General features: G+C 38.4%; 13 protein-coding genes. 3 read left to right on the top strand and 10 right to left on the bottom strand.

The window, feature by feature from the left end; genetic code table 11:
- A partial coding sequence (locus JWQ54_RS02755) for a GDSL-type esterase/lipase family protein (protein WP_299579841.1) occupies positions 1 to 557 on the bottom strand: 557 nt, incomplete at its 3' end.
- A gap of 138 nt (positions 558 to 695) precedes the next feature.
- Between JWQ54_RS02755 and JWQ54_RS02750 the strand changes: the two genes are divergently transcribed.
- Both JWQ54_RS02750 and JWQ54_RS02745 read left to right on the top strand, forming a co-directional pair.
- Positions 696 to 836 (top strand): phytanoyl-CoA dioxygenase family protein, encoded by a 141-nt coding sequence (locus JWQ54_RS02750; protein ID WP_299579838.1) that lies wholly within the window; start codon positions 696 to 698, stop codon positions 834 to 836.
- A gap of 40 nt (positions 837 to 876) precedes the next feature.
- Positions 877 to 1,710, top strand: a complete 834-nt coding sequence (locus JWQ54_RS02745) for an AraC family transcriptional regulator (protein WP_299579835.1) — start codon at positions 877 to 879, stop codon at positions 1,708 to 1,710.
- A 12-nt stretch (positions 1,711 to 1,722) separates the two neighbouring features.
- On the opposite strand, the gene JWQ54_RS02740 is transcribed toward JWQ54_RS02745, so the two are convergent.
- The 6 genes from JWQ54_RS02740 to JWQ54_RS02715 all read right to left on the bottom strand — a co-directional run bounded on the left by JWQ54_RS02740 (position 1,723) and on the right by JWQ54_RS02715 (position 14,119).
- Positions 1,723 to 3,741, bottom strand: a complete 2,019-nt coding sequence (locus JWQ54_RS02740) for a polysaccharide lyase family 8 super-sandwich domain-containing protein (protein ID WP_299579832.1) — start codon at positions 3,739 to 3,741, stop codon at positions 1,723 to 1,725.
- A gap of 39 nt (positions 3,742 to 3,780) precedes the next feature.
- Positions 3,781 to 5,028 carry a glycoside hydrolase family 88 protein gene (locus JWQ54_RS02735; protein ID WP_299579829.1) on the bottom strand — a complete coding sequence of 416 codons (1,248 nt, stop codon included), beginning with the start codon at positions 5,026 to 5,028 and terminating at the stop codon, positions 3,781 to 3,783.
- Positions 5,012 to 7,795 (bottom strand): sugar-binding domain-containing protein, encoded by a 2,784-nt coding sequence (locus tag JWQ54_RS02730; RefSeq protein ID WP_299579826.1) that lies wholly within the window; start codon positions 7,793 to 7,795, stop codon positions 5,012 to 5,014. The genes JWQ54_RS02735 and JWQ54_RS02730 overlap by 17 nt, the downstream gene beginning before the upstream one ends.
- A 128-nt stretch (positions 7,796 to 7,923) precedes the next feature.
- Positions 7,924 to 11,259, bottom strand: a complete 3,336-nt coding sequence (locus JWQ54_RS02725; RefSeq protein WP_299579823.1) for a DUF5107 domain-containing protein — start codon at positions 11,257 to 11,259, stop codon at positions 7,924 to 7,926.
- 27 nt (positions 11,260 to 11,286) lie between these two features.
- On the bottom strand, positions 11,287 to 12,636 hold the full coding sequence (locus JWQ54_RS02720; protein ID WP_299579820.1) for a sugar porter family MFS transporter: 1,350 nt from the start codon (positions 12,634 to 12,636) through the stop codon (positions 11,287 to 11,289).
- 37 nt (positions 12,637 to 12,673) lie between these two features.
- Entirely contained in the window at positions 12,674 to 14,119 is a 1,446-nt protein-coding gene (locus JWQ54_RS02715) for a hypothetical protein (RefSeq protein ID WP_299579817.1), read from the bottom strand.
- 551 nt (positions 14,120 to 14,670) lie between these two features.
- Between JWQ54_RS02715 and JWQ54_RS02710 the strand changes: the two genes are divergently transcribed.
- On the top strand, positions 14,671 to 15,567 hold the full coding sequence (locus JWQ54_RS02710; RefSeq protein WP_299579814.1) for an AraC family transcriptional regulator: 897 nt from the start codon (positions 14,671 to 14,673) through the stop codon (positions 15,565 to 15,567).
- Between the two features lie 39 nt (positions 15,568 to 15,606).
- Here the strand turns inward: JWQ54_RS02710 and JWQ54_RS02705 are convergent, their stop codons facing one another.
- The 3 genes from JWQ54_RS02705 to JWQ54_RS29110 form a co-directional block, all read right to left on the bottom strand.
- The gene (locus tag JWQ54_RS02705) at positions 15,607 to 15,885 is read right to left on the bottom strand and encodes a sugar-binding domain-containing protein (protein WP_299579812.1); all 279 of its coding nucleotides are present in this window, start codon (positions 15,883 to 15,885) and stop codon (positions 15,607 to 15,609) included.
- 409 nt (positions 15,886 to 16,294) lie between these two features.
- Positions 16,295 to 17,947: a glycoside hydrolase gene (locus JWQ54_RS02700; protein WP_299579809.1), complete on the bottom strand. Its 1,653-nt coding sequence runs from the start codon at positions 17,945 to 17,947 to the stop codon at positions 16,295 to 16,297.
- Between the two features lie 167 nt (positions 17,948 to 18,114).
- Positions 18,115 to 18,271 (bottom strand): RagB/SusD family nutrient uptake outer membrane protein (locus JWQ54_RS29110; RefSeq protein ID WP_367187076.1); only part of this gene is annotated, 157 nt, incomplete at its 5' end.

The raw sequence follows: 18,271 nt of genomic DNA, 5'->3' as shown, positions 1-18,271 counted from the left end.
GTTGGTGTAAGTAACACTATTTTTATTTTTGACTTTAATGCTTTTTTAATCATCTTTTCCCAGGCGGTTTTTGCCCTACTAAGTCCTATGTAACGATCATTTAAAGCATAATCAATAAATATTACATCTGGCTTATAGTTCAAAACGTCTTTTTTAAATCTTTTGGCACCTTGTTCTGAGTTTTCGCCGCCTATACATGTTTTGATGATATTAATTACTGCATAAGGATACTTTTCATTCAGTTTCCTTAATAGTAAAAAGGGGTAAGACTCAAATGTGTTGACATTGGGAGTCCGAAAATACCCACTTGGAACGCTGTGTCCATGAAATACTAAATTAACGTTCCTGTTTGCAGGCCATTTTTTTTGCAGTTCTTTAATAATGACTGATAGATATGATGTGTCTTCATTACTAATGTAGGTGGTCAAACGGGTGGATTTATTGATATGTAAACAGCTTTTACTAAGTTCTGCCGCATAAGCAGAAAAAATTTTACCGGCAAACAATAAAATAACACCTATTGATAAAGCCTTTTTGATATAATTAAGCAGCCGCATACATCATCATTTTTTTAAGAAGCTCTGATAATCCATTCTGTTGTTCACTGGTCAAACTTAGGAGACAAATACAGCATTAAAAATGGATTATACGTCTTAAAGAATAGATAATTTTACACTTTAAGCTATGATGGGTCTTTGAATATATTTAATGGCTGCCGCTATGAGGATAGTGCTTACAGGGAAGGCCGGTTTAATAACTTTGACGGCATTGTCACTATCTGGCTGGCTATAGACGAAGCAACCAAAGAAAACGGCTGCATGGGCGTATCTATTTAAAACAATAAACAATTCTGCTATATTATAGTAAATTTGACTGATGAAGACCCAGTTTTGTTTACGACAATTTATAGGTGATGAAGATTCATTTCATATTGCACGGGTTACCATTCACTCGCATTATGACCTGTCCCTTCATTGCCATGATTATGCGGAAATATTCTGGATTGAGAATGGGAACGGTTATCATATCATCAACGGTAAAAAAATGCCTTTAAGCCCTGGTAGTTTGGTAATGATACGTCCTGATGATGAGCATACATTTGCGTCTTCCAGCGCAGGCCTTACGGTGATGAACCTGGCTTTTCAGACAGAAACATTAGATTACTTTAGAAACCGGTATTTTGCCGATTTTCAGTCTTATTTCTGGATAAATACAATCCTACCATATCACACTTTAATGGATATGACCTTAATAAAGCAAATCTCCCAAAAAGCAGAAAAGACCTGGAATTATAAAAAATCTAAATTTTATCTTGATAGCTTATTGCTTTTCATTTTCGGCTTAATCGGGGCTAACAAAGACCTGGCGGTAAATAATCAAATACCAGCCTGGCTTAGCAGTGCAATTCAGGAATATGCCTCACCCCCATTATTTAAACAGGGAATTAATGGGTTTGCGGCTATTTGCGAAAAAAACATAGACCATGTAAACAGGGTTGTTCGTGCTTCGTATAACAAAACACTTTCTGAACTGGTCACCGAACTACGGATGGCTTTTGCTGCAAAACAACTTTCAATGACCAATGCCCCCATAAAAGTTATTTGTAACGATTGCGGGTTTACAAACCTGGGGCATTTTTATAAAACTTTCAAAGCGGCATTTAACCAAACCCCCATCGCCTATCGGCAAACCAACCAAACTATAATATAACACAGGTATAACTTACCTTGCCTTCCTCATCGCTGAAGAACCATTTTCATTTAATTGTAATCCGAATACTTTATTACCCCATTTTAACTGTACATTAATTGCGCTGTGCGCAGGATTGCTTGCGTAAATATTATTGTCAGAAATCATAATCAGACACGGGTTATCCACTGACAACTCTTCATTCCTAATCAGCATTGTACCTGGCGAAAAGAAAGCAGCCATGATAGTTCCATCATTAAATTGTACTGCCTGGCAATTTGAATCATTATGTATAATATTACATAGGGGCCGGTTGGCAAGTTTTTCAGCTTCTTTCGCGGTTTTACAATAAGCAAGAACATAACCGGTATTCAAACCCGAAGGAGTTGATCCGTGATTGAGCACCGGCATAAATACGCTATCCTGAATGGTTTGGGATGAGAGCGATGAATTTATAGACTTCCAGTTTCCGGAAACTACACCCAATTTTAAATTGATAGTAGCAGGGGCTAAGGGAATATAGGCAAAACCTGCATGGTGAATCCATTTTACATTATTTAATTGATGATTACCTGCTTTTAAAACGTTGTCCGGATCATTTACCGTAACTTTTCCTCTCCAGCGGCTTTGGTCAAGCGTGGTATAAACCGGGCTATTTACCTGCTGTGCAGATAAACCGGCAATTAAACACACCACCAGGTTACCATGGCTGACCCAAGATTTATGGGCGAAAATTTGCTTTTGCCCGGTACTGTCCTCTAATTGATAATCCATTACAGTTAAGCCGCTTCGTCCGTTGCTTACTGCGCCTGTAAAAGGCCTTCTGTTAATTTTGGCTGCCCCCTTAAAGGCCGTTATTCCTGGCAGATGCAACCAGTTCCATACTGGCATCAGGTTAAAATATTCATTCCCGTCCCGGATCAGATAAGCATCACCACTATTCAATAAATACCCTTTTAAGTTTTCATTATTGATAGACTCTGTAACGAGTGTACGTGATGAAATGGTTTTCAGAAAAAAACTGAAATCTTTTTGCTGATAAGCTGTGAAATCAGAATAAGGATAAAAACGATAACCTTCTAATGAAATTTTACCATCCTGTAGAAGGCTTGTTGTTTTAAACTGATTGTTTGCCGGCTGGCTCAATACTGTTAAATATGGAATTAGTTTACGAATATCTGCGCTATTAAGTTCATCAGTCCGGCTTAAAGAACGGTCCATAGTACCGGGAACCGTATGAATACCCCTGGCCATCCATTGCCAGCCGTTTAGAACAAATTCCTCTAATATTTTTATCTTTCCTTCCGGAAAAGCAAATTTTGTCTCTCTTACCTGCCAGGCAAGGCGTACGTTATCCCAGAGAAAAGCCTTACCATATTGGTACATTTGTAAACGAGCACCATGCTGGTGAAAACTATAGTCCGGCTGTACTCCTTCACCCGTGGTGATTTTAATTTCTTTCAGCATAAGATCAATACATTTTTGCATCAACGCATCATTGCCGGTTAGCGCAGCATAATGAAATCCAAGATCTGCACTCCAGATCAAGTTTGCGCCGACGCCATTATTTTGGATGCGATATTGCGCAAGCACTTTCATTGATTTATTTAAACTTTGGGCAGATAAATCCGATCTTAACAGTATAATGATATCCCGCATACATTGCGGAACTCCAATTTCATTATGCCACCAGTTTGAACTTTTATATTTTTTTTCGAGCCAATGATTTAAACCATAATTTATTGCTGTCCATACGGGTTGCCGATGGTAAAGGGCAGATTTAGGATTTGCCCAGGCCAAAGCAAGGTCCCGAACCCTTTTCAAATGGGTTAAGGGTTGCCAATTGGCTGGCTCGGTGTCACTGTAATTAATATCATTCCACTGGTGCGTTGTTGCGCTAATGGAAGCCGCCAGTTGCCTTATGTTCGCCCCGGTATCAACGCTGGCAAATAAATATTGCTTATACCGGTTAAGTATAGTATCTGTTTGCGCCTGCATAGTACCAGGTACTATGAATAACAGAATGCCGGCAAAAAAAATCTTTCTAAGCATAAATATTATTTTATCATATTCCCGCAACTGTTTTTAATCTCATTTAACCTGCAGGTTTTTATAGCGAAGCATTGCCTCTACATAATAGTAATCGGCGTAGATGAGAGGGACATCGATATCAGAGTTTTTGGGGAAATTACCCGTACCATGTTTCAACACAAATCCGTCATTTTCGCCTGCAGAGGCCCGGTAGGCGGGAGAAGATAAAGAGGCAAGCATAGTTTCAGCTGCCTTCAGATAAACCTTTCCGACGTTTGACGGCGCATACCCGGCCAGCTCAATGAGCGCCGAACAGATAATTGCGCCGGCTGATGCATCCCTGGCCGTATTGGGAATTTGAGGCGCATTAAAATCCCAATAAGGAATTTTGTCTTTAGGCAAATTGGGATGATTTAAAATGAACGCCGCAATATGGTTAGCCTGCGCCAGGTATTCTGGATCTTTTGTTTCACGGTACATCATTGTATAGCCATATAAGCCCCATGCTTGCCCTCTTGCCCAGGCTGATTCATCAGCAGCGCCCTGAACGGTTTGCTTTTTGATGACTGCCCCTGTTTCGGGATCATATATAACCAAATGATAGGAGCTGTAATCCGGACGAAAATGGTTCTTCATGGTTGTATTGGCATGCGTTACAGCTATTTTATAATAAGAGGAATCGCCGGTTATGCGCGTTGCGGCAAAAAGAAGCTCTAAATTCATCATATTGTCTATAATAACCATAAACTGCGATGGCCCCGAACCCCAGGAACGAATACAGCCCACCTGCTGGTTAAAACGTGTGGAAAGCGACCTGGCGCTGTTAACGAGGATACTTTTATATTCCGGCTTAGGGGCTATTCTTTCCGCGTTTCCAAAGGAGCAATACATCATAAACCCCAGGTCGTGCGTTGTTTTATTATACTGTTCTTTCTCTATTGCCTTCATTTTTCTTAATGCCTCATTGTACAGTACAACATTTCCCTTTGATTCATAAAGATATAAAAGCACTCCCGGATAAAACCCTGCTAACCAGGGTTCGGGTCCGCTGGTAAACAATTCTTTGTTCTTCTCATAATAAGTTACCGGAAAGCGTTCTGGGGGCAATTGCTTCATCAGGTACAGGTATTGCTTAGCTGATTCATCCAGACTTTCATCTATCTTTTTCAGTAGCCACGCTTTAGGCTTTAGCTCATTTCCTTTTTGTGCACTAAGATGAAAGCCAGGCAAAATGAATATAAATGAGCAGATAAAAATTATTCGGGATTTGCTGATCATATTATTAATGGGTTCAATTTGATTTTTCATTCACTAAATACGCTAACTGCCTGGCATTTAATTCAACGGCAGGGGCGAAATCCTTATTGCTCATGTATTGCTCCAAACTGTAACGAAGCTGCCTGGCCACCGGCCTTTTACCTAAATTATGTGAAATATCCATTGAGGTAAGAATCAGTTTACCTTTGCCTACTCTAGCTTCCAGTACATTGGCCATTTTACGATTCTGATAAAAATTATCAATCACTCTTACAATAGGCCTCATTGCCGGCAGGGAATCTATAATCATTGTTTTTGATGAAGTAATCAGGTCCCACCATTGCCAGTTGCTATAAAATTCGGTAGGAAAATTTGATAAAGCAGGATGCTTTGGATCACACAGGATCCCCATCGTTCCCGGCTGGTTCGGAAAATGTACAGGACTCCAGAATACCGGGGCAAAACGACCTTTTACGCCTATAATATTTATAGTATCAGGATTCAGCAGCACCGTTTTACCTTCATTTAAATAGCTTAATGCCTCTTTAAGTGAGGTTGTAAACGTCACTTCTTTATAATTGTCTGCTATTTTTTCAGGGTATACCCAAATGTTCCAGGTATTTTTATAAGTAGTACCTTTAAGCTCCATCTGTATGGTTAGCTCTTCAGCCTTTACTATATTTTTCAGGCTAAAGCCAAATTTACCCAAACTTATGCCATTACCAACCGCAACATCTGTATTGTTTAATACACCATTAAAAAGTGTTTTGCCTTGTTCGTTTTTGACAATCCAGGCAGTTGAAATATTTTTCAACTCCCTGTTACTAAAATTGGCTATTTCAGCTTCCGCTTCAAATTGTTCTGTATTGGTATATACAGCTTTTGAAAAGCGGATTAAAGGCACCACCGGAGCACAATACATGCGATGTTCCCGAGGAGCGATCAGGCCTTTACTATCCCAGAAAGCATCTAAAATACCTACCAGTGCTGTTCCCTGCCCTGGAAAATCATGCAGATCCAATAACTGGAAGCCACTCATCCCCTTGGTTTTAAGGTTCCGCTCTATTTCTTCTTTATATAAATTAGCCGAAAACTTACCACTGGCCAATGTAAAATCAGGTGCCAGCTCAAGCATATTCTTTTTTTGAAGATCATTTCGTATCGCTTTAAAATTAAGCGGATCTAATACACCCGTGTATTTTTTGATCTCGTCCAGGTTTGGATAAACTGAATATTGTCCCATCTCGTGGGTAATCATCGGAACAGGCATTCCTGCAAGAGCCTTAGTATAATCTGTTGAAAAATTTGGAGAATAAGTATTAAATATTCCCTGACCCCTTACCCATCCTTTTTTGGTATATTGAGTAATAAAAAATTCATCATTTGGTTCTGGCCAGACCCCATGATCTTTTTGGAAGGACATGGTAGTGGTGGTATATAAATGTCTGGTGTCCCTGGCCTTTAGCTCAAGCAGTAATTTTGTCAGCCAGTTAAAATCTCCCTCAAGTTCATTGCCCAATGACCATAAGCAAAATGAAGGATGGTTACCATATTCTTTACTAATACGGAATGCCTCATCAGCTATAAACTTATTTGTTTTTGCTTCATTACCTGATTCTTTACTCCACAAAGGAAGTTCTACCTGCAGGTAAAAGCCTAAAGAATCTGCTACTTCAAATGCAGGTTCAGGAGGGCACCAGGAATGAAAGCGGATATGGTTAAGGCCGTACTCCTTTGCTGTATTAAACACTTTCAACCAGCCATTTTTATCCATTGGCGGATGTCCGGTTAACGGAAAAATATCACATTCAAGCGTTCCTCTTAAGTAAATCTGTCGACCATTAACGCGCAACACATTCTGTTCATGAGTGATCTCACGCATACCAAAAGTTGTGGTTTGTGCATCCTGAATTCCATATTCATCTCTGATCTCTGCGCTAACCTTATATAAATCAGGGTTAAATTCGTCCCATAACAAGGCCTTTTTACCTAAACTTATCTTTAGGTCCTTTTTATTCTCTCCCGGAGAAATATTTAAAGCAACCTTTTTATCATAAACCAGTTTTTTATTCTTTTCGAATATTCTTAGCCTGAAAACTTTGCTAACAGAATGATTAAGATAATTTTCAAAACTTGTAGATACTGTGACGGAAGCATTTTTTACATCAGGATAGGTTTGTATGGTATTAATTTGCACCTTATTACGGGCAATAAGGCTAATTTTGCCAATTACTCCATTCCAGATGATCTGTGTGCCATCAGTATAAGCATGTGCCATATCTCTATGGCTAATGTCATATTGCTTAGTATTGTCAATGCGGATGGTGACCCGGTGTTTTCCTGGCTGAAGTAAGGTACTCAGATTAAAGCGCTGTGGCACACTTAAACTTTCATCTGAACCGGCTTCGCGGCCATCAATCCAGATTCGGGTATTCCATATTACTCTTCCTAAAAAAAGAGTAATATTTTTATCCTTCCAGTTTTGTGGAATCTGTACTTCTTTTGAATACCAGGCAGATCCTATATAAGAATGCTTTCTTGTTAATTCAAGTACCACTTCCCTGGTTAACTTATCAGCGGTAAGGTTTGTTTGTTTACCCATACCGGCATCATCCAGTGTACCCGGCAACTGAATGGTTTCTTCAAATTTTTGGCTGTACCATTTTTGCTGTAAACCTACATTCTGCGAATCAAGTTTAACAGTCCATTTCCCGGCAAGAGAAATTTGTTGCTGCGCCTTGCTTTGTAAAACCGCAAAACACAAACCACCTACGATAAGTATTTTCAAAAATCCTGTTACTATTTGTTTAATTATCATCGTGTTGTTTTTAGACTTTAAATTATAAAAGTTCCTTCAGCATCTTTAAGCTTATCAACCATGATAAACGCATAACTCAGGACCTTCTTTAACATCATGTCATTTTTTGACTTTATGCCGCCTGCTTATTAAATAGACGTTTCTTTTTCTGTTGGAAGATGTGTTTTGGATCCGAAATGCATGGCATCTTGTTTTAAAACCTGTTCAAATTCAGATCTGGCTTTGCCCAAATCTTCAAGCCCCAAATAACCAAGCCCCATCATATAAAGGCAGTGAATATGATTTCTGACCGTTAAATCAGCTTCAAAAATCAGCATATCTGGAAGGGATACAGCAAAATAATCAATCTTCACCTGCTCGTCCAAATGTGTGTTGCCATAATCTATAAGCTTTTGAAAGATCATAGCGGCCTTTTCCTTTTGGTTTAACTTTGCCCAGGCTAAACCCTGATAAAATAGCTTATCCGGCTGCTGGTCATTATAAAACATAGCCGCAGAAGGTTCAGCTAAACCCCTGGTTGCATCTTCAAAGTATTGACGGGCAGTTTCTTTTTCGCTTAACCCTTCACAGGCAATTCCCAGCCAATAAAATATATCATTTTCCTGAGCACCAAAGAGCTTTCCTTCTCCAAGATTATATGGGTATTCCTGCGCTTTCTGTAATTTATCAATTGCTTCCTGGTATTCCTGGTTTTGGATATGCTGTTTAGCCATTTCAACCAAACTGTAGAGATACTGTTCTGAAACTTTTCCCTCCCCTCCTTCCCATGGGTGAAATTGACGGGACATGATCAGTTGATAAGCTTTTTTATGCTGCCCAAGGAAATTATATAACGCGGCACGTTCCAGGTAAACATCATCCCGAAATTCAGTAAGCATTAAATAATCTTCCAGAAATGCAAGACGTTTTTCCGGAAAGGTGTTCAGACGCTTATAAAGCTGATCGAGTTCCATGAAAATACGGGCATCTGTTTTATCCAGCGCAAAGGCTTTCTCCAAACAATCAAGGGCTTTTAACGGGTTATTACGTTTATTAAAATAGGCAATGCCTAAATTTCGTAAAACTGTAGGAAAAGAATGATTCCGTTTTACGGAAAGTTCCCACATTTCAATTGCATCATCATATTGGCGCTTGTCATACCACAAATTGCCTAAATAATAAGGCGCTTTGGCATCTCCGGGATTAAGTGTTAACGCAGATTTCAAAACGCTGACATCTTCTATCCGATTAGGGAAACAATGATCAGGATTGGCTGCAGCTGCTTTTTCTAAGAAAGTTAGGGCTGCCTGATAATTGCCAGATTGTTGGTGAAACCAGCCTAAATAATAAAATACCATGGGATATGTTTCAGTATCCTGCTCATTTAAGGTGAGGCTAAGCAATGAGATGGCCTCTTCGTATAAATCTGCTGCCGCATAGTCCAAAGCATATTCAATTAAATTGTGCACATATCCACGCGATAAATTCAACAACTTGTTTATTGCAGCTTTTGATTCTTCAAACTTACCGAGCAGTGTGTATATCCTGCTCTGTTCAAAATAGGCCGCCAAGTTAAAAAGATCACGTTTTATAGCCCTATCGCAAACAGACAAAGCATCTGTCGGGCGATTCAGATTTCTTAAAATGGTCGCCTTTAAAGCCCTGGCTTTACTATTTCCGGCATTACGATCAATGGATAAATTGATGTGATCCAGTGCAAGCTCAAAATCTCTTTTTGAAACATCCAGCTGCGCTACTGAAAAATAACCGCTGTCTTGCCATGCACTATTCCAGGTAGATTTGTAAAAGGCATCATAAGCGCCATTTTTTCCCTGTAATTTCAAACACAATCCTAAATTATAATAAGGTTCTCCTTCATACGGATTCGGATTACGCTCTGTAAGTGTTTCCACTGCTTTCTGAAAATAGGGTTCGCTTTTTGCAAATTGGCCACGGCGGAGATACCATTTTCCCAGCGCGTTATTGTTCCTTATATCTTTTCGATCTCTTCTCAGTGCCTCTTCATAGTAATCTGTTGGACTATAAGTAGCATGTCTGTATTGCTCTAAATGCTGCCCCGTAAGAAATAATTGTTCGTTATTTTCAGTATCCTTTGGGCTTAAGGCCGCCTTTGCTGGTTCGGGAATTTCATTCTTCCGGTTTTTTGAAGGTTGATAGCGAATAAGCTCTTTACCGGCTTTATTTTCAATGATCAGTAACAGGTCCTTGTCACTAACTGGTTTAAAGGAGGTAATTTCTTTATAATAGATGTTTTCCGGAGACACATCAAATATTTCAGAGAAGATCAGTTCTTCTCTGAAATAAATCTTTATTTGATTTGCCTTCTGAACAGAAGTTGCGAAAATCTTTACATGCACCTTACTTCCTGCTGTATCTGCATATATCAAAATGTCTTTCGTTGCATTTTTAACAACACCCAGTTCCCGGTAAGGCATAAAATATTGCGTAAATGATTTTTCTTCATAAGGCATCAACCAGCTAAAATCAGGCTGGTTATCTGTAAATACCCCGGTCATCAACTCAATATAAGGGCCGTCTTCATCCGTTAAATTGCGGTCCCAGGCTTTACCAAAATCACTATGCCCCCAGGTCCATTGCTTTTTACCTGGTGATACATGATGATTGGCAATATGTAAAACACCCGCCTGGGTATCATTTTCATATCCGCCTACGAAATCATAATCAGACCTGATAGCCATGTAAGAAGTAGGTACAGGAATATTTTTATACCATGAAATATCCGTGCCTGGCGAGTAATCTACTTTATAATAGGTACCAGTGGCGATGGGGAATGTAGAAACATCGCGTTTACCATGATCAAATACAGCATTAACATCCGATGGGAAAACAGATTGATAATGGTCATTTACCTTTACTGCAGGGTTTGCCCACCATAAAAAGGTTTGAGGTAAACTGGTCCGGTTATACAACTTGGCTTTTATCTCCAAATAAGCTTTATCCGGATAAATTGTAAAACCTACTGTTCCTTTTGTATGGAACATTCGCTCTACCTCATTTATCCAAATCGTTTTACTGCCATCAGCATTTTCCTCGAGTGTATAATCAGTAGGTTCAAAAGTGCTTGGACGATGGTGTTGGGGCCAGTTAAATTCTATCCCTCCGGAAATCCAGGGGCCACACAATCCAACCAATGCAGGCTTGATCACATGGTTGTAATAAATAAAATGACGCTGTTTAATTTTGTCATATGCCATCTGAACCCTTCCCCCCAACTCAGGCAAAATCAAAATCTTTAGGTATTTGTTTTCTAAAAATAGCCCGGTATATGTTATATCTTTTTTATCATCGTAAATTTTTTCAATAACCGGATTCGGATATACAACCCCGCTGCTACCCTGATAAACGCGTTTTTCAAAGAACATTGGATTCTTATCAGGTTTACCGGTTTCATAAGTTGGGATAATTATGCTTTCCTGCCAAACATTCACAAATGGTTCGCTCATAAAAGTAAATAAGTTATTTTGTTGTAATTAATGTGTGATTAAGTTCTGTTCAAGTTCTTCCAGAGTTTTGCCTTTTGTTTCATATACTTTATTCTTTATGAAGAGAAAACCCAGCAAACAAATACCGGCATACAGGTAGAAGGGGCCATAGGTACCAAGCTTCTTTGCCAGGATAGGAAATGTAAATACCAGAATAAAATAAGCCCCCCAAAGAGATACAATTGCAACAGATGAGGCAACTCCACGTATCTTATTAGGAAAAATTTCCGAGATCAATACCCAGGTAACAGGGGCAAGGGAAGTTGCGTACATGGCAATAGCCAGCAGCACAAATACAGAAACTAAACTGGCTGTTGCCTGATATTGTAATAACAGGGCCAGAATAATATATAGTATAGAAAGACCCAGCGAGCCAATGAGCATTAGTGGCCTGCGCCCCAGTTTATCCACCTGCCACATGGCCACCACAGTAAAAAGGAGGTTTACAAAGCCAATTGATACTGTTTCAAATAACTGCCGGTCAAGGTTAGCACCAACCGATTCAAATATGGTAGAAGTATAATTAAATACGACATTAATGCCGCATAATTGCTGGAAGACAGCCAATATAACACCCACAATAACTGCAGGGCGAACACTTTTTGCAAAAACAGCTTTATAGGATTGTTTGCTCATGCCTTGCAGGGAAACCTGGATCTCACTGAATGTATTTTCTACAAAAGCAGGGCCGCCGATTTTATTTAATACTTTCCTTGCCTGCATTTCTTTACCGGCTTTGAGCAGCCAGCGCGGGCTTTCAGGAAGCCAGAGCACACCAAGGAAGAATAAACCTGCCGGGATCACTCCCATACCGAACATCCATCGCCATGCCTCAACGCCTTTATCGGCCAATGTGTAATTTACTAAATTGGTGACCAGTATCCCGATCACAATGGTTAACTGGTTAATGGCAACATTGCGGCCACGCACTTTTGCAGGAGAAATTTCAGCAATATACATTGGGCTAAGCATAGAAGCCATCCCTACTCCTATACCTGCTGCAAAACGCATCATTACAAAAATGGTTAAGCCATGGGAAAGCGCCATCCCTAATGAGGATACTGCAAATATTAAAGCCGCAAACATTAGCCCCGGCTTCCTTCCATAACGGTCGGCCAGTTCTCCGGCAATCAGGCACCCTGCTATACAACCCAGGGCCAGTGACCCTGTCAGAAAACCCTCCCACCAGGCGGTCAACTGAAATTCCGGCCGTAGAAATGGTAAAGCGCCTGAAATTACTGCAAAGTCAAAACCAAAAAGGTATCCGCCCAGCGCTGAAATAAATGAAATTGTTATGATATAGGTATTATTAAATTTTTCTGTTATAATTTGTTTCATTCTATTTGATTATCAGGTTGTTTTGTTTCTCAATTGATTACCAGGTCACTCTTACCGTTGTGAATGATTTGCCCGCATAATCCACGTCATAATAATTTAGGTTAACGTTGCTCTGGCTCCATATCAAACTATTATTTTCTGTAGCACTTGTGCGGTATATATTTATTGTTTTTATATTACCTCCGAAGTATAGGCGAACACGGTTTTGGGCATCTGTATTCCAGTTAACTACGTTAACGTCTGCACGATTAGCAGTGGTAAACGCGCTTACATTATCATTACCAAAGTTGGTTATGCCGCTTAAAGTAGTTGGAATATAATTTTCATTCAATAAATTAGTGGTAAATTGCTGATAAACATAATAGTTTTTTTTGCGTTGGGCGACAGCCCCCCATGGGGTATAGAGCAGTCCACCGAAGTTAGATTCGGGATTGCCCCATTCAAAATATAACCAGCCTTTTGAACCACCACGGAAGGCGTCATGAAATTTATTAACAAGATCCAGTGCCGCTGTTAATTCATCTGGAGTACTACCCATGCCAAAACCGGCGTGCCACTCGGTCATATATAAACCCTTACTTCCGGCTGCGGATGAAGCCGAAGAGAAATTAGCGGCAGAACTGCCACTATATTGGTGTGTAGTAAAAAAATCAATATTCATTGATGCATTTAATGGAGCCACGTAGCTGTTTACAGCTGTTACACTAATACAATCAGGCGAAGCAAATTTGGGCACAGCAATGCTTACGGCAGGTAACTTAGTCTTAAGCCAATTCACTGTATTTGTATAAACAGCCTGTGCCTGACTGGTTGTAAATTCAGCCGATTCATAAGGAACCGCTGAAGAAGCATAATCCGGTTCATTCATTAAACTGACATAACTGACAATTACCCCATTATCCTTTAAATTTTTTAAATGGGCATAAACAAATTCTCCAAACTCATTGTAAGCATTGCTTACAGATGTATCTAATGTACCGCCATTAATTACTTTTCTGTTTGTTTTTAAATACTTGGGGGGCGATAACACAATTACCCATACTTTAATATTTGGATTAATTGAAACAGCTTTTTTAACAGCGGTAATTTGGTCTACAAGATTAGAATTAGCTGTAAAATTAAATTTTGTAAAGTCGGTTGAATTAGGATCATTATTATCGTTTACATCTTCAACGCCATCTGCCCTAAGAACAATCTTAAAGACATTCACATTTAAATCATGCCACAACCAGGTGCTGGCATCGTTAAAATTGGTAATGCCATTTACTAAATGGCCACTGTAAAAATAACAACCCGCACCAATGAGATCAATTTTTTGCTGGGGGCTCCCGATATTTACTGTAATACTTCCACCAGTTTGAACCGATAAAAGGTTATAAATTGAAGTTGTATCTGTATTGGTGACAGGTACAGTTTCCTTTTTACATGAAACAAAAGAAAATGGCACAAAAAATATTACTGCCAGAAATCTTAACTTTCTCATAAGACGAAGAATTTGTTTAGTAATTGTAATACAATCTTACCTAAAGCGAGAGGCAGCATCAATGGATGTAATTTGGTTTTTGATGGACATTCTTGTTTTACAAAAAAGGTTTTAATAAAGTCCTTTCCTATTATTTAAAAGAACTAAAGCAAGCGGACCTTGTCTTTAGGAGATTGCGTGACCCAAAAAAAAATCTATGCAAATGAAATTCTCGCTCGACTTATCTTACGGTTATTGATATTGTTCGTGTACCTATTAATCGGGGTTGTGAAGGAAAACATAGCAGTATAATCAACGTTAATACTAAACACAAATTAATAGATGCTAACTGTAGCAGATAGATAATTTTCCACTTTTGCTGCTCAGCCCAAATTTTCCTGAACATATTTAACAGCACTTGTCTCATCACCAATTTGTTAGAGATATCTTCACCGAAGCTCATTTATCGCTTTAGCGTAATTAAAATGGCCTTAAGGATACAACTTAGTTCAATTTTAAATACCATTGTAACATAAATTTGTTTAGTTATTTATTCAAGAAGACTTAAAAAAATGGATAATCTTACAGAAGATCGAAAGAAGATAAAAGAAGGATTTTTAGGCCAGCAAATGATTGTTCTGCCACCTGATATTAAAAGAGATGTTGCAAAAAATGTGCTGATTAAGAGCCTTTATCTTACAGATATCGGATATTATCCACGGGCTATTAATCATGATAGGGAAAGAAAATGCGGCAGTCAGCAATATATCCTTCTTTATTGCATAGATGGAAAAGGATATATTAAATTAGGTAAAGCAGAATATCAACTAACGCCCAATACCTATTTCATTATTCCTAAAGGCATGCCGCATCGTTATAAGACTTCTCACGCTGATCCCTGGAGTATTTTTTGGATCCATTTTACAGGAGAGCATGCGGAAGCGTTATGCTCCAGATATTTTATTGATCATCAACCGGTTATTAAATCCATTCCTTATGACCAGCAGCGCATAGAATTATTTAATCTCATCTATTCTATCCTTGAAAATAGCTTTAGTTTACGAAATGTAGAATTAACGAATATAAAATTACTTCAATTTTTGTCCTCTTTCATTTATCATGAGGAGATGTATCCTGCCTATTATTCAACAGATCAGATTAATAGCTCAATAAAGTTTATGAAAGAAAACTTGGATAAATGTTATTCTATAAATGAGTTAGCTTCCGGTTTAAAATATTCCGTTTCGCATTATTCTGATCTGTTTAAAAAGAAAACAGGAGTATCGCCAATTCACTATTTTAATCAGTTAAAAATACAGGAATCTTGTCAGTATTTGTACTTTACGAATCTTACTATAAAAGAAATCGGTTTTAAAGTAGGATTTAATGATCCTTATTATTTTTCACGAATGTTTAAGAAACTGATGGGTTTATCGCCGGCCAATTATCGAAATTGTTACAAAAAGTAACAGGTACATACTTTTTTAGCACATACAAATATCTTTTAGCTATACGTTATACTGATGAGGAACAGACAAACTTTCTTGCTTACCTGCGGGTTTGTTATTTATCCAAACACTGGTTTCCCAATGCGCCTGTTCAAAAAAGATTATAATGTCTTTATTCTTCCACCCCTCTGGTATTTCAATTTCCCTTTCATACCAGGCCGGGCCCTTATATTCAAATAATCGCGTTAGTCTTAAGGAAGTCATCCCTTGGTTTTTGTACCCTTTACCTGCCTGGTCGGTAGAACCTGGCAAGGTGATAGTTTCAGGCAATTGCGGCATTAACTGAACACCGTTACTGTAATTCCTGTATCAAATGGATCGAGTTTAAATTTCCATATACCTTCTAATGGAAGTATTTCCCTGCAGTTTATTATAGTAGTTGATTGTGAACACGCCAAAACCGGAATTAATAATATACAGCATGTTAATAGCATTATGAAACTGAACGTTTTTGCATTAACATAAATATAATTTACAGGAGTGTTCATTATTGTTTTATTTACGCTACCAAATGAAATTGGCTACATTTACTAATTATTCACCATATAAATTCAACGCGTTGAGCAATAGCAACTGCTATATTAATAGAAACTGTTTAGAAGAAAGTTTAGCTGATTCATTCCATAAACAACATGAATTTATGGGGTAATAGAAAAGCATAGTCAACAAAAAATCATATCTGGATCAGCTAATCATAAAGCCCTACCAACGTTATGATTGATTTGGGAGATATTTTAATATTTGAAGTTGAAATTACTGTCTTCTTTAAATTGAATTCTTCGTTTGTTAAATAGGCATTTAATATATTATCTTTAAAATTTATGGGCTGTGCTTCACCTTTTAACTGTAAAATTCTTTCATCTGCACCTGGATTAACAATTACCAAGACAAGTTTTTTATTCGCTTCATCCTTGTAGGCAGAAATCATTAAGCTATCATTACTGACAACAGGATCGGTAATTCCCTGAATAAAGGCAGCAATCCGCTTCATGCCAGGGCGTATAAAGCGTGAATAATTACCTAAAGCCCACAATTGCTTGGATTCAATTATTTCACCATCATTTTTTGACCCAGGTACATTTATTTGCCCAGATGGCGCATTAATATAGATCAAAGCATCACTATAATTATATGGGCTCATGGCTAACCACCACTGCCATGAAACTACATTAGCTATGGTAAGATCGTGGTGTATTACTTTTGCCACATACAAGCCATAATCAATGCCATTATTCCTGGGAGCGCCGTTATATAGCCCGCATATATTTCCAAGTATCCCAAATTCTGTTTGCCAGGTTGCTAACGAAGGGTCGATCTGATTGATTCTATTTGCTACTTTCTGCCTTATATTAATTAGATTAGTGTCAGGACATGTTGTAAAATAACTATGTGCAGAAATGGCATGGGTAACATGAGGTAAATTACCAATATAGTTTAGCGAATGTGGTGAAAAAAACTGATTAATCTGATCGCCTCTTCCATCTTCATTTCTTCCATAAAGAAAGTCCCACTGCCCGGCCTCGCCTATAATAATATGATAAGGGGTTTCCTTTAATTTTTTTGAGATTAGTTTTACAAGTGACGCTATCTCCTGGTTTTTGGCTTGCGTGCCTTCCTGACCTGCGCCGTTTGATTTCCCCCAGGTCCATTGAGGTTCATTTACCGGGCTTAAAAAATCAAATTTGAAATGCTTGGTTACTTTAATCAAAAAATCAGCATAAGCCGCTAACTGATGATCTTTAATATTCATTTGGGTGCTGGCAGTTTCACTATTATAGGCCTTTCCATTTTTAGTTATAAATACCGGCGGCGAAATTGAAAATCCGAGGGTGTATTTTACGCCTCGTTGCCTGGCAGCCTGCAGGAACCATTGTTGTCCACCTTGCTTTGACCAATCGTACGATTCATTCTTATTTAAAAAACACTCCTCTCTTCTCCATTCATCAGGTATATTGCTGGCTGTACCTTGTTCAAAACTTCCCGAACCTATATTAAATCGCCACAGCGACAGTCCAATACCTTTAGGATTTCCATCAGCAGTTGTATCCATACTGAACAGCAAATCAGCAATTTTATCTCTCTTTTTTATGTCTGCCCATTTGCCTATAAATTTTGCCGTCCATGCGTCTGAAGCGCCAAAGCTATGTATGGTTTGTTTAACCTTATTTAAATTAACCTTAATTACATTTACAGTTTGCTTATCACCGCTAACATTTAAACAACTATCGAAAACTGTTGAATTTAAAGTATGAGCTTCTGTTTTAAAGCAATAAATTATAAACGGAATGGCGATGACCATTACCTTTTTACAAAAAATCTGATTGATAAATAATTTTTTCACGATCACATCGTCAGTTGCTAAACTATTTTAACTGTTTCCCGCACGTTATTAACCACCTGGTAACTAACAAATAACTATTTTTTTTAATACTGGCGGCTTAACTTTTCTGCACTGCAATAACAGAAGAAGCAGCACCGCCAGAATTGATTTAACGATAGGTTATCACATTAATAGCCAGGATTCTGTTTTACAACACCTTCTGAAGAAACGACTTCACTATTGGGTATTGGCCAAACCATGTGTACAGTCTGGTTAAAATTATATCCCTTATTTTGTGGCTCGGCTTTATTATTTACTTCGTAAAAATCTTTACTTAATTGCGTA

Origin of the sequence: Mucilaginibacter sp. (assembly GCF_028288225.1) — a bacterium.
GTDB lineage: Bacteria > Bacteroidota > Bacteroidia > Sphingobacteriales > Sphingobacteriaceae > Mucilaginibacter.
This window is presented reverse-complemented; position numbering and strand designations above follow the sequence as displayed.